This window comes from Okeania sp. SIO3I5 (genome assembly GCF_010672085.1).
In the GTDB taxonomy this organism is placed as follows: domain Bacteria; phylum Cyanobacteriota; class Cyanobacteriia; order Cyanobacteriales; family Microcoleaceae; genus Trichodesmium.
Window position 1 is genome coordinate 6,218 of record NZ_JAAHHT010000171.1, and the last position, 14,960, is coordinate 21,177.

General features: G+C 34.3%; 7 protein-coding genes and 1 pseudogene. 4 read left to right on the plus strand and 4 right to left on the minus strand.

Annotated elements, in window-relative coordinates:
- Nucleotides 1–852 precede the first annotated feature (852 nt).
- A pseudogene (locus tag F6K40_RS28305) lies at nt 853–1,446 on the minus strand (dienelactone hydrolase family protein).
- Nucleotides 1,447–2,284: 838 nt separating this feature from the next.
- Here F6K40_RS28305 and F6K40_RS28310 point away from each other — a divergent pair.
- The 3 genes from F6K40_RS28310 (at nt 2,285) to F6K40_RS28320 (ending at nt 6,756) form a co-directional block, all read left to right on the plus strand.
- Entirely contained in the window at nt 2,285–3,298 is a 1,014-nt protein-coding gene (locus F6K40_RS28310; RefSeq protein ID WP_293140545.1) for a Gfo/Idh/MocA family protein, read from the plus strand.
- Nucleotides 3,299–3,694: 396 nt separating this feature from the next.
- The gene (locus tag F6K40_RS28315; protein ID WP_293140547.1) at nt 3,695–5,596 is read left to right on the plus strand and encodes a hypothetical protein; all 1,902 of its coding nucleotides are present in this window, start codon (nt 3,695–3,697) and stop codon (nt 5,594–5,596) included.
- Between the two features lie 578 nt (nt 5,597–6,174).
- On the plus strand, nt 6,175–6,756 hold the full coding sequence (locus tag F6K40_RS28320; protein ID WP_293140549.1) for a hypothetical protein: 582 nt from the start codon (nt 6,175–6,177) through the stop codon (nt 6,754–6,756).
- 350 nt (nt 6,757–7,106) lie between these two features.
- On the opposite strand, the gene F6K40_RS28325 is transcribed toward F6K40_RS28320, so the two are convergent.
- The 3 genes from F6K40_RS28325 to F6K40_RS28335 form a co-directional block, all read right to left on the minus strand.
- Nucleotides 7,107–7,499: a hypothetical protein gene (locus F6K40_RS28325; protein WP_293140551.1), complete on the minus strand. Its 393-nt coding sequence runs from the start codon at nt 7,497–7,499 to the stop codon at nt 7,107–7,109.
- 110 nt (nt 7,500–7,609) lie between these two features.
- Nucleotides 7,610–8,830, minus strand: a complete 1,221-nt coding sequence (locus F6K40_RS28330; protein ID WP_483143779.1) for a CapA family protein — start codon at nt 8,828–8,830, stop codon at nt 7,610–7,612.
- A 285-nt stretch (nt 8,831–9,115) separates the two neighbouring features.
- The gene (locus F6K40_RS28335; RefSeq protein ID WP_293140555.1) at nt 9,116–12,346 is read right to left on the minus strand and encodes an EAL domain-containing protein; all 3,231 of its coding nucleotides are present in this window, start codon (nt 12,344–12,346) and stop codon (nt 9,116–9,118) included.
- A 586-nt stretch (nt 12,347–12,932) separates the two neighbouring features.
- Between F6K40_RS28335 and F6K40_RS28340 the strand changes: the two genes are divergently transcribed.
- A complete protein-coding gene (locus F6K40_RS28340) occupies nt 12,933–14,684 on the plus strand; it encodes a trypsin-like peptidase domain-containing protein (RefSeq protein WP_293140557.1) in 1,752 nt (583 codons plus the stop codon).
- Nucleotides 14,685–14,960: the final 276 nt, after the last annotated feature.

A 14,960-nucleotide genomic window follows, 5' to 3' on the forward strand; every position in this document is an offset into this window, starting at 1 on the left:
TGTGACAAATTTTATAGTAGTTAATTTTAACTGAAAGCCTGGGAAATTCTGACTACTAACTACCACCAAAATATTACAACTAAAATAGGATTGCTATATAAGTTATTAACTAATTATCTTGGAAGGAGGAATTAGTCTCCAAGAAGTGAAATATATTTGCGCAGCATGACAATTTTTTTAATTCAAAATCCCCTCATTCAAAGTTCAAAAATTTTGAATTTTGAATTAATAATTTTGAATTTTGAATAGCAATCCCAAATAAGCTGTGACAAATTTTATAGTAGTTAATTTTAACTGAAAGCCTGGGAAATTCTGACTACTAACTACCACCAAAATATTACAACTAAAATAGGATTGCTATATAAGTTATTAACTAATTATCTTGGAAGGAGGAATTAGTCTCCAAGAAGTGAAATATATTTGCGCAGCATGACAATTTTTTTAATTCAAAATCCCCTCATTCAAAGTTCAAAAATTTTGAATTTTGAATTAATAATTTTGAATTTTGAATAGCAATCCCAAATAGGTTGTGACAAATTTTATAGTAGTTAATTTTAACTAAAAGCCTGGGAAATTCTGACTACTAACTACCACCAAAATATTACAACTAAAATAGGATTGCTATATAAGTTATTAACTAATTATCTTGGAAGGAGGAATTAGTCTTCAAGAAGTGAAATATATTTGCGCAGTATGACCATTTTTTGAATTCAAAATTCCCTCATTCAAAGTTCAAAAATTTTCTAACTTAATTTCAATAATTATTTAATTAAGGATTCAAGTTTTTGAATTCAAAATTCGCTCATTCAAAGTTCAAAATTTTGAATTAATAATTTTGAATTTTGAATTGATTTAACCCAGATACTTTTGGAAAAATTCTATAGTGCAACTATGAGCAAGATTAGTTGCTTCTAAATCATAATCTTTTCCACCTATCCGAGCAAAACCATGGTTAATATTTGGATAATAATGTATTTATACTGGTGGATAATTTTTCAATTCAACTTTTAGCTGAGACTGAATTTATAGAGACACATAATCATCTTTTTCAGCAACGTGAAGCATTAATGGATGTTGAATATTAACTGCTTCATCCAGATTTTTTTCAATCCCAACTCCATAATAACTAACATTACATTCTGCTGGAGAACGAGTCGCCATTAAATAAGCCAATTTACCTCCTAAACAAAAACCTACACTGCCAATTTTTCCAGAACATTCTGGTAAATTTTTGATAGTTTCCATCGTAGAAATTAAATCATCAACTCCTTTATTTTCATCAAAACCTTGATAAAGTTCAAATGCTTTTTGCCAGTCATCCTCAGAGCGATCGCTCAGTTCAATTTCTGGCTCTTGACGCCAAAATAAGTCAGGTACAATTGCCACATAACCTGCTTCAGCATATTTATGAGCTATGTTACGCATTACTTCATTTACTCCAAAAATTTATTGGATAATAATTAATCCCGGAGCTGGTGTAGAAAAAGGTATTTTTAAGTAAGTAGTAAAAGTCTCACCGTTATTGCTAGAAATTGTAATTTTCATCTGGTTTTATTCCTTGAATTTTCTAATCAAATCTAAAAACTATATGATTTTAACATTAGCTTGGAAAAAAAATTAGGAATAGTCTGGGAAAAGTATTTAATAATTTTGTAAGCACTCAGCTATTAGCTTTTTTGTGCAGGTCTTAAAAACATTTATGTCAATATTCAGGAATAATTTTGATAAATATTGAAAAACATTTAAGATGAATCAAAATCTTTTGTATTTATATAGAGAGCGATCGCTCATAATTAACTCCTAATTACCACTAAAATATTACAATTGAAATCTGATTGCTATACCAAAGTATAAATAATATGGTTGACTGAATAATTAATAATTAAATAATTCACCTTTAAAGCTTTCTCTTAAAAGAGGAGACTTTAGACCTGATTTTTGGGTAAAATTAATTACACATTCTATCCAACCACTCTTGTTTATTGCCTATTGCGTTTTTCAACTAAGAAATTCCTAAAAGCACGACTACTTTATAACTTAAAGTTTCTATATTTTTGGTAATCAAATTTATATACGCATAAGTTCAACTAATTACTTAATAAATTATACTTATTTCCTATTCCCTAGAAAAGAAAAATAAGTGATAAATAATAGTGTCTTCAACTATTCCCTATTCCCTATTCCCTATTCCCTATTCCCTAATTGATAAAAAAAAGACTTGACAAAAATTATAACTTTTGTTACAAAAATGTTAAAAACTCATATATTAAGAGGATTTTAGATTATGAAAGTAGCCATTGTTGGTTTTGGATTTAGTGCTGAGAAAAGCCATGTACCAGCTTACAGAGATCGTTCTGATATTCATCTCACAGCAGTAGTAGATCCTGTAACAGCGCGACGTGCAGCGGCACTGAGACAATACCCAAATATCCGAGTTTATGAAGAATTCGGTGATTTACTAGAAGAATACTCTGATGAAATAGATATAGTTGATATTTGTTTACCTAATGCTTTTCATATGGAAAAAGTTAAACAAGCATTAGGAGCAGATAAGCACGTCTTATGTGAGAAACCATTAGTATTAAATAAAGGTGAATACCATGAATTAGTAAATATAGCAGAGGAAAGAAAACGCATTTTATATCCATGTCATAATTACAAATTTGCTCCTTCAATAGTACACGCTGCCTACTTAATTAATTCTGGTGAAATAGGGAAACCTTTATTTGCTTCTTTTAATATATTTGGTGCAGATTTTCAAAGTGGTGTATCCCAATTGAAATTAGAGTTGCAAAAAAATCAAGAACTATCTGGTGGTGGTGTGATGATTGACCATGGTTTAGATGCAATTTCTGTTGCTCAAACTCTATTTGGTGGTTCTCCCCAACGCATATCTGCACATATTAGAAATCTAAATCAAACAGATAGTAATTTAGAAGATTTAGCTGTTTTTTGTTTAGATTGGGAGGAAAAATTAATTAACATTAGTGTTAGTTCTTTAGGTTCAATACCAAAAGCTTATTACAGAATTCAGGGAACAGAAGGAGAAATTAGTATCGAAAATAATGATATATTTTTGAGTGTGAAAAATAAACCTGTTCAACAGATTTTTGTACCTACACATTTTGATGATCCTGGTCATGCAAATTGGTTTAATGGATTGATTGATAACTTACTAGATTGTATTAAAACTGAAAATACTAAACCCTTCCCATTAACGGAAGCTGGTTTAGTTCTAGACCTAATTGAGAAAGCAAATCATTCTAGTAATAATGGTGGTGCTTGGATGGGAATTTAAGGAATTTAGAATTCTGAATTTAGAATTCTGAATTCAGGATTCAGGAGTCAGGAGTCAGGAGTCAGAAGTTGTTTTTATAACGGGAATTTCTGAAGTCATAAATAAGAGGTCAGAAGTTGTTTTTGTCTCAGGGATTTAATCTCTACACCAAAAATATTTCCCTTGAAAAGATGGAGTTTGAGACCCAATTATTTTGGTTAATTTGTAACTAATATTATGTCGGGATAAGAGCGCGATAAGACTCCGTTCTGCTGACGGGACCAAAAAACTTTATTCCTTCTAATCTTTTCTTCCCTTCTGACTCCCCCCTTTCAAAGGGGGGGTAGGGGGGATGCCTTCTGCCTTCCTTATTAGGAGTTGAGTAGTGGGAAATTTTGCAGTTAAAACTATATAACTATGTTACCCCAAAAATCTCCTAAGTCTAGCCGTTCACCTTTCTTATTCTTCAGTGAACGAATCATGGCATTACTAATTCTTCTTAACGTGGTTTTAGTAATATTTGATGTTACCTATATAAAATTCCGCAATTTATATCTAAAGGCAGATTTATACTTACAAAAAATTACTGAAACTCCCCAAAAAAAATATCTGGAAAAAGTAGATAAGCTAGAAGAAGAATTAACAGAAAATGGTTTACACTCATCAAACATAGAAAACTTATTATCAGATTTGCGCCTAAGTAGCGTACAAATATTTATTAATCGCCCTCCATTTCGAGTCATAGATGACGGTGCTTTAGGGAAAATTAAGCAAAGATTTACTACTCATCTCGGTAGAGAAAATATTTCAGAAGCAGTACAAATATTCTGGCAAAAAGATTATTTAGAAGCAGAGGGTTGGGAAAGTCAGTTAGATTTTTTCAATGAACAAATCCGCCCTTTAATATTATTGTATGAACCTCACATCTGGTATGATTTAATTAAGGGAATAGAGCCATTTAAAGATTCACAAGATTATCTAATCGCAGTTAATGAACTGAGAATAATGCTGGAAAAAAAAGGTCTAGAAGCAGCAGAAATAGAACCTTTACTGAAAAAAATGCGCGATCGCAGCACCGAATTAATTGATAGAGAATCTTATTTCCAGATAGTTAATCAAATTATAGTTTTAACGCAAATCAAATACCAGGTTAAGCAACATATTTATAGTCAGATTCCAGATAGTAATATTGAATTAACTCCTACCCTCGAACTTTTAGAATCATTAAATTTGCTCGAATATTTAGCACCAGATATTTTGTGGGCAGATAAATCATCAAAAAGAGCATTTAATATATTCTGGAGTCGCCAATATCTAGAAACATATCAATGGGAACAAGAGTTAGATTTTTTTGATGAAAATATTGAGTTTTTGATGCAGTCTTTTTACTTCCGTAATTTAGATAGACATGGGAAATTTGTAGATAGATTTTGGCTGGTAGATTTGCCTTGGGTGACTATATTTTGGCTAGAGTTTATTGGGCGCATTTTACTAATTAGTCGTCGTCATAATATAAGTTTATTGGATGCTATTAAAGAGCGTTGGTACGATCTTTTTTTACTACAACTTTGGGTGCCGGAACTACGAATAATTACTCTTTTTATTCGTTTACACCAAGTTAAACTACCAGATATGGAAAATTTACATACTCTAATTAGGTTTAAGCTAATTCGTAGTTTTGCTAAGGAAATAATTCAAGTTGTGGTTGGTGGAGGTATCGATCGCCTGCAGAAGAATGTTAGCAAAGGTTCTCTAAAAAGAGCTATTTTTGAGTCAAAAAGTAAGTCAGAGAAAGTTGATGTAGATCAAAATGATTCGGGAAAAATTCAGGAAATTATTAACTGTGTATTGCAAGTAACTGCTTGTAAAGTTCTCCCAGAGATTCATGCAGATATTGAAGATTTTTTGCATTATCAAGTGGAAAAATCTATGCAGCAATTATCTATATATAGGCGTTTACAAAAAATACCTTTTTTACGTCGTTTACCTGATAAAATTGCTGATAATTTAGTGAGGCAAATATCAAGTACAATTGCTATTTCTCCGCAGAAAGCTTATCAAACAAATGTACAACCAGATGCGGTAAGTATCAAACTTAGACAAAAATTAGTAGAACATTTTAGTAGTAAGTTGGTTTCAGAATTACAGGAAAAACAAACTTTTGATGAAATAGAAATTTTAATTATTGATTGGTTGGAAGAAGTAAAAAATAGTTACGTTAAACCTGGTTTGAAATCTTCTGAATCAACTATTTCTGATGTTATACCTACAACAATAATTGAGTTAAAAGCTGAAGATGGGAGTAAAAAGAATGATTAATTTTAGATAGAGTAGGTTGGGTTGAGGTGCTCACACGGATTATGCCACGGATACACGGATTAAGAGGTATGTTGAAGATGAATGTCAAAATCATGATTTATAAATAGGGTCGGTTGAGTTGAGCTGCTCACACGGATTCGGCCACGGATACACGGATTAAGAGGTCTGCTGAAGATGAATGTCAAAATTATGATTTCATAGATAGGGTGGGTTGGGTTGAGCTACTCACACGGATTCGGCCACGGATACACGGATTAAGAGGTCTGCTGAAGATGAATGTCAAAATTATGATTTCATAGATAGGGTGGGTTGGGTTGAGCTGCTCACACGGATTCGGCCACGGATACACGGATTAAGAGGTCTGCTGAAGATGAATGTCAAAATTATGATTTCATAGATAGGGTGGGTTGGGTTGAGCTGCTCACACGGATTCGGCCACGGATATACGGATTAATGAGGTATGTTGATAAAATCATACCAAAAATAACAATTGATTTATAAGCTCAAAAAAAAGTTATAATTAATAGATAATGATCAAGACAAAAATTATGGATTAAATTTAGCTGGAGGTTTAAATAGTGGATTCTTGGAGAAAGATTGAATTAGGGGGATTAGTCGCACTACTAACTGCAATTGTAGGTTTAGCTGTCTATTTTGGTAGAATAGATGCAGAGGTTAAAAACCTTAAAGAGCGAGTCAAAGAGTTAAAAGATGATGAAATAAAAAAAGCACAGAAAGAAGCTCTAGAAAATTTTCAGCAAGAAGTTGAAAAAACAATTGAGGAAGCTAGAAGGGAAATTACCAATCAAGAAATTGAAAATGTTAGAACAATTGTTACAAAGTCTGATGCTGATAAAATTTGCTCATCTAAACCTGGCTCAAAAGCTACTTATGTACCATTTTCCTATATTGGTAGGACTGGACAAGAGATTTGTGCTGACAATTATGATGGTGACTTGAAAAGTTGTTCTCAAGTGCCCTTCGTTTGGGTATCAAATAAGAATACGCACGGCAGATATGAACGTAATGATCAGGATTGTAATGAACCTGTGCAAGCTCCGTGGCCGTGGGTAAAGCAGTATACAAAGCCGAATACGAATACGGTGAGAGACGGAAGGCCGTATGCAAATAGTTGGGTTGTATGCTGTTACAAGCTCTAGTCTAGTAGGGTGTGTTAGCGCAGCGTAACGCACCGAAATATTTGGGATAAGCGGTGCGTTACATTTCATTAACGCACCCTACTTGATTATGATAAGTCCAGTAATGCACGGAAATATTTGGGATAGCGGTGCGTTACATTTCATTTTCATGTCCCGCAGGGAAGCGCACCCTACTTTACTAAAATTGTGCGTGACGACGGATTGCTAAATCTCTTTCATCGTCTGAATTTAGGCCGTCTAACGCACCCTACAATTTTGCTACTTCTGATGTTGGTCCAGTAGCTAGTTGGGTTGCGCTGTCGCTTAACCCAACCTACAACTTTGTTACTCAAATCAAAAGCGCCGTAAACCTAACCAGTGTAACCAAATACAGAGAGAGTTACAAAAAGGTCATTGAAATCGGGGTTGGCATCAGAAGCATTGTCATTAGTGATGAAAGAGTATCGGTGCAAAAAGACTTCACCTTTTTCTATAATAGCGTCTTCACCCACCAGTACCTGAGAACCTTCTGTTAGGGTAACTGTGTAATTTCCATCTCCTCCTGATGTGAAACTACCACCACCGACATAGGTGAAGACTCCACCACTTCTGCTGCTACCAGAAGCTGAGAATACTTCATTACCATTAGAATCAACAATTTTTACTGTTTGATTACCATTTGATTGAGCAAAAGCAGCAACTGTTACCAACTTGCCATTTGGATCAATACTAATTTGCTGGGGACCAGTAGAAGAACTAGGCATAATCACCTCATATAGTGTTTTGTACTACTCTTAAGGATAAGATGTTACCCTGCTCTAGTCTACTGAACTTTATTATTTGTAATAAACAGGGAACAGGGAATAGATATTGATTACTGTAACGAATTAATATGACTGTTGATTTGAGTTAAATATTTCTCCAACAATAAATAATCTCTAGACTTAAGTAAAGGATCGTTTTTAGCATTAACAACTTGCTCTAATGGTAAAACCCGAAAGTTTAATTTCCCATTTTTTCGATAACGATGTACCCATGTCGGTAAAGCTTCCACAGCAGAAATTTTAATCGTTTCCTCTGGAAAACTTTTCAGAATATTCACTTGAAAAATTACCCCCAAATCAGTATATTTTCTGGTTTGATTGGAAATAAAATTTCCCATAGAATAAATCGCAACTGCCTGACGAGTATCTCCATTTTCTTCAGTAATTTTAAAAATTTTATAGGGTTGAACTACATGAGGATGACTACCCAAAATAATATCTGCTCCGCCATTAATCAAATTTTCCACTAACTGTTTTTGTTGAGTATTAGGTAGACGTTGATATTCTGCACCAAAATGTAGAGCAACTGTGACAATATCTGCTCCTTGTTTTCTTGCTTTGCTAATATCTTGAAGAATTTTTTGTTCGTCAATTAAATTTACTAGATAATCTTTTCCTTTAGGAATAGGAATGCCATTAGTGCCATAAGTGTAAGCTAAAAAAGCCATCAAGATTTCATTTTTTTCCACTATTAAAATTTCTTGAGATTCAGCTAAAGAAGCTGCTGTACCTACGGGATAAATGTCGCGATCGCGCAGATTATCTAAAGTTTTCAAGACTCCTTTTTCTCTTCTATCCAAGGAATGATTATTAGCAGTAGTTAAAATATTAAAACCTGCCGATTTAATAGCATCAGCTAATGTTGCTGGAGCATTAAATAGAGGATATCCAGTATATCTGGATTTGGGTCCTGCTAAAGTTGTTTCTAGATTACCAATTACCCAATCTCCAGCAGATAAAATATCTTTTATTTCCGTGAAAAAACTCTGATAAGAATAAGTTTTAGTTTGAGAATTATAGCCCGATTTTATTTGCATACCGTGCATCATAATATCTCCAACTGCAATTAATTTTGCCTCTGTAAAATAAGGAGTTGGTAGAGGTAATTTAATTGATTCTACAGGCAAAATTTTTGGTAGTTTTTCTAACTTAGTTTCAGGAGATATATTGCAACCATAAATGAATAATATTCCACTCAAAAAAATGAATTTGAAGATAGGGAATAGGGAATAGGGAATAGGGAATAGGGGGAAGATATTATTATTTTTCATTGTATTGGTTGCTCAACAGGTTTCTTAATACTTAATATTATTCAATTGAATTATGATATCAAATCCGATAGTATCGGTACAATTCAATATTGTAGGGGTTTGGTCACCAAACCCCTACCAAACTTGGAGTTTTTGCCAATACTGATAATAGAAACTTATTCTCAGTGTGGCAAGCGGATTTGATATGACTACTGACTCCTGACTCCTCCCTAATTATTTCCTCTTCTCCCTCCTAACTCCTGAATTCTGACTCCTGACTCCTGACTCCTGACTCCTGAATTCTTCTTAATTAGAATTGTTATTTATTCTAGCAACTAAACCTGTTGCTGCTGCCATATCTAGAGGTTTAGAAAATAAATAACCCTGAGCATATTCACACCTTAAAGCTTGAAGCTGAACTACTTGCTCTGAAGTTTCTACCCCCTCAGCAACAACATCTATACCTAAATTGTGAGATAAAGTAATAATTGAACGGATAATTTCTGTTGGCTCAATTGAACCTTCATTTACTAGATTAGCAACACCTATTCTATTCACAAAAGAACGGTCTATTTTTAAAGTATTCATCGGAAAACGGTGTAGATAACTTAAAGAAGAATATCCTGTGCCAAAATCATCAATACATAACTCAATATTCCGCGCTCTTAACTGAGACATTTTTTCTGTGACAGACTGATAATTTTCAATCAAAGCACTTTCGGTAATTTCCAGTTTTAAATTACAACCATTAAGCTGAGTTTCTAAAAGAATTTTGTCTATTTGCTCAATTAAATCTGCTTGAGCAAACTGCTTGACAGAAAGATTAACACTCATTTTTAAAGGATAATTATTCGGCCATTCATTTTGCCATTGACGTAACTGGAAAGAAGCTTTTCTTAACACCCATAAACCAAGAGGGATAATTAACCCTGTTTCCTCCGCAAGAGGAATAAATTCACCCGGAGAAATTAAACCAAGTTCTGGATGTTGCCAACGTACCAGCGCTTCAAAACCAATAATTTGATTTGTAGTGAGGCAAACAATTGGTTGATAGTGAAGCATAAACTCACAGCGATCGCTAAGGGATTGGTTCTCAAGATTTTTGAGAGCGCGTTGTAAATTATTCTCCAACTTTAAACGTTTTAAAAGTTGAGTGTGCATAGAAGTACAAAAAATTTGATAAGATCCTCTACTTAAATCTTTGGCAGAGTGCATAGCTATTTGTGCATCTCGCAAAATATTTTCTGCTGCTGTAATACTCGTGGAATTGGAGCTAATACTTGTGGAACTCAGAGCAATACCTATACTAACAGTAATAAATACCTCATTTCCATCTAAAATAATTGGTAAAGCTAATTGTTCGTTGATGCGATTAGCAACACAGGTAGCATCACTAACGGCATAAATATTTTCTAGCAAAATTGCAAATTCATCTGCACCAAGACGAGCAACTGTATCTCCATTACGCAGCACTCCTTTTAGTTGCTTGGCGATCGTGATTATCAGTTCGTCTCCCATACAATAACCGAGACTATCATTGACAACTTTAAATCTGTCAATATCTATAAATAGCACTGCAAACAAAAAGTTTTTTCGGCGTTCAGCACATTTAATTGTTTGCTCTAAACGATCCATAAACAGAGTCCGGTTAGGGAGATGAGTCAGTAGATCGTGGAGTGCGTCATGTTTCCATTGTTCTTCTGTTTGCTTGCGCTGAGTAATCTCGTGACTATTGACGATGATACCTGCCACCGCTGGATCGTGTAAAAGGTTAGTGACAACACCTTCAAAGAAGCACCAATAACCCCAACGATGTTTAACTCGGTACTCGATAGGTGCTTGACTAATGCCGGGGTTTTCAATTGCTTTGTTGAAAGTGTGAGTTATGAGTAACAAATCATCAATGTGAATTAGATCGAATATACTGTAACCCACAGCTTTTTCTGGTATATATCCCAAAATTTTTCTTACTGATGGACTGACATAACTAGAAATTCCATGAGCGTCAATAATCAAGATCAAATCTGTAGCATTTTCAATCAGAGCGTGAAATCTACGCTCATTTTCTAGGAGCGCTTGTTCTGCTTGTTTGCGTTCTGTAATATTACGTATAATCGCAATCGTCGATACAAGTTGTTGTTGACTGGCAATAGCAGTTTTTTCTGCCTCTTTAAAGTTTGTAATATCTGTATTTGTTCCCATCATTCTAAATGCTTTTCCTCGATCATTTTTAATGGCAACTCCCCGACAAAAAAAACATCGGTAATTACCATTTTTGTGCTGCATTCGATGTTGAATTTCGTATTTTGGTCTCACTCCTCCCAAGTGAGCATTTCTTTCTGTAATCATCTGTTCTCGGTCTTCTGGATGAATTAGCTCAGTCCAATCATCTATGTGGTTTCTAATTTCCCAATCTTCATAACCAAGCATTGCTTTCAATATAGGATCGAGGTAGATTTCGTTAGTGTGTAAATCCCACTCCCAGATTCCTACATTACCTGCTTCAATAGCAAGTGCACAACGTTCCTGACTTTGCCGTAGTTCCTGTTCTATTCGCTTGCGTTCTGCTATTTCTGTCTGTGCTTGTTTGTATAATTCTGCTTGGTGGATAGCAATAGCACAACTATCGGCAATTGACTTCAATAAAGATAGTTCATCCTCACTCCATTGTCTTTCCCGATCGCATTGATATAGAATAATTGCACCTAGAGAAGTCTCCTGATACAACAACGGTGTAATTAAAACCGATATTACTTGACATTCGGCAATAATATTTTTGATTTCTGGGGATATGGTTGTATCCAGTTTGCTAATTTTTATCTGTTCTCCTCTTGCTAGTGATTCAGAATAATAATGATGAACTTGGTAAAACAAACATACTTGATTGTCACATTCAACTGTTATTTTACTGAAATGGTCAAGTTTAATGTTATCTTGACAGTCTTGTCTCACAATGAAACAACGACTAACTTGTAAAACCTTATGTAACTGCTCAATAGTTTTTTGTAAGACTTCATCAAGTAATAAAGTATTTCGCATTCCCTGAACAATGCGATTAATAATTGCTTCTTGTTGAGCTTTTTGTTCTAATTTTTTAATCGCCAGTTGCTGTTCTTTTTTTAATCTAGATTCAGCGATCGCCCGCTCTAAAATAATTGATAAAGTAAATAATCTATCTTTGAAAAGATAATCATTAACTCCTGCCTTTAAAATTTCCCAAGTTTCCTTTTCTTCTAATTCTCTTGTAATTACAATTAAAGGAATTTCTTGTCCCGATCGTTGTAGTAAGCTCAGTACCTCAAAGACATCAAAATCAACTAAATGATAATCTGATAATATTGCATCATATACATTCTCTTTGAGCAATTGTCGGTAATCTAGATCACTCTGTGCCAGATCGTAAGTAAACTTTATACCATCCGATTTTAAGATGCGTAGGATGAGCTCTACATCTTCCATAACATCTTTCACAATTAGCAAATGTAATTCCTTGCTGGCTGGTATAATTTGATGCTTTGCCTGGGTTAGCTCTACCATATAAAAGCAACTTAATAAAATTAGCTGAGTTTATTTTTCCTATTATAATCTATCTTTGATTAACAGTATGGCATGAAATATTGCAAATATCCTTATATAGCAATTCCCATACTGGTGAGGTACAAAATCCTTAGTTTTAGGGAACACTTAACACGGAACTGGGAACAGTTTACTGGAAATATAATACAAATAAAGATAGGTGTACCTAATTATTCTGAGAAAGGCTATATCAGTAATTGTGGAGAGTGAAATATGTAGAGTTATATACAATTAATTATGGTTTTTGGTATAAGGCATAGCATTTTTTTTGCAAATCGTAAAGGTGGCAGAAGTATTCAATTTTTTTCTCATTATTGCTTTTGTAAATGCCATAGTGTAGCAAGATTTTGATAAGCTTAATAAAATAGATATTGTTGGTGGTAAAGAAGTAATGATTAGTAGCTTGAGAATAGAGAATAATTCTAATATCCTCGATCTTTAGTATTTGAGGAGAACTTAATTATGTATAGCATTTTAGCTGTATTTGGGATTTATAAAATATGGAATTAAACATCTAAAAATAAAAAATATTGCTGAGAACAAAACCATGAAATTCAACCGAATCATTGTCATAATTATTATTAGCAGTTCACTCAATATAAATACAACAAATATCGGGAATTTTCTTGTGAGGATAGCCACAATTATTCCACTGATAACACCAAAAATTGCTCTGGGATCGACAGAATCAGAAATCAATAAGATCGCAGCAGAAATTACCGTTAGAATTGACGGACAAAACAGAAGTGGTTCAGGAGTAATTGTCGAAAAACAAGGAGACACATATTATGTACTCACCAACTGGCACGTTGTTAACAAAGTAGGAGATTATCAAGTACGCACACCTGATGGCAAAATGCACCCAGTTTACTATACCCTAATCAAACAAGTGCCAAATGTAGACTTAGCGATCGTACCATTTAGCAGTTCTCAAAATTACCCCATTGCCGAAACAGGTGACCCAACTCAGTTAGTTCCTGGAACAAACGTATTTGTTGGAGGATGGCCTCGTTCTGGCAGCAACCTCAGGCAACGAATTTTTCTCAGTACCGCAGGAATGGTAACAGGTCGTCAGCAACCTGTCGCTGGTTATAGTTTACTCTATGATAATTTAGTTAGAGCAGGGATGAGTGGCGGACCAGTGCTAGATCGAGAAGGTCGCTTAGTAGCTATTAACGGTATCGTCAAATTGCAAAAAAACTCTGATGTTATTGTCTCAGGAGGTATTGAAATTAATACTTTTTGGAATTGGCGACAACAGGTTTCATTGCCAACAGTTTCTCAACTACCTCAAACTATTCAAACCCCACCGAATCCAACAGAAGTAACAAATACAGAAACAACAAATTCTGTGACTACAACTACTTCCACCAAAGAAAAGGGAATCGAAACTGCTGTCAACTTTACTCTCGCAAAAGCAATTACCGATGAAATTAGTGGAATAGTTAATTCTATAGTTGCTCTAAATGCTTACATAGTTATGGGTAGCAGTAACGGTATGATTTCAGTCTGGGATATTAAGAATGGAGAAATTATAGCTACTTGGAAAGCGCATCCAGAGTCAGTAAACTCAGTCGCAGTGACTCCCGATGAACAATTCGTTATCAGTGGAAGTGATGACAAAACTATCAAAATCTGGAAACTACCCAAAAATAAAAATGTTACCGATATTACCCTGGTGGGAACTATGACAGGACATACGAATGTGGTAGATGGAGTAGCGATCGCTCCCAACGGTCAAATTTTAGCAAGTGGTAGTTGGGATGGAACTATTAAAATTTGGAATTTCCGTAGTAAGGAGTTGCTGCAAACTCTAGAAGGACATTCTGAGATAGTCAATGCGATCGCCATTAGTCCAGATGGGCAATTTTTAGCTAGTGGTAGTAAAGATAATCAGATTAAATTGTGGAATTTGGCAACAGGTAAATTGGTTCGTACTATTAATACTAATTCTCTCTCAATTTTATCTGTAGTTTTTAGTCCGGATAGTCAGATATTAGCTAGTAGTAGTAGTGATGGCATGATTAATATTTGGAACTTACAGACAGGCGAATTAATTCATAGTTTAAAAGAACATATAGATGGAGTTTGGTCAATAATTATTACTCCTAATGGCAAAACTTTAATTAGTGGTAGTTGGGATAAAACCATCAAATTTTGGGAACTAAGTACAGGTAAATTAAAAGGAAGTTTAAGCGGACATAATAGTTATATTAGTGCAGTAGCAATTAGTCCAGATGGTCAAACAATAGTTAGTGGTGGTTGGGACCGGAAAATTAATATTTGGAAAGTTCCTTAAAGGGAAGTAGGGGAGTAGGGGAGTAGGGGAGTGGGGGAGTGGGGGAGTAGGGGAGTAGTAAACATAAGAATAATTAACATACTCAGGACTTACGCAAATTCTTAGATAATACACTATCTGTAGGGGGCGAATGCCATTCGCCCCTACTAATACCAAATTCAAAAAAGGCTGTTACATTGCAACTTGTGATTTATTCCTACATTTTAATAATTTATGGCTTGTATTTATTGTCAAAATTAATTTTTTTTCCTCCATTTTTTGTCGATTTATATTTCC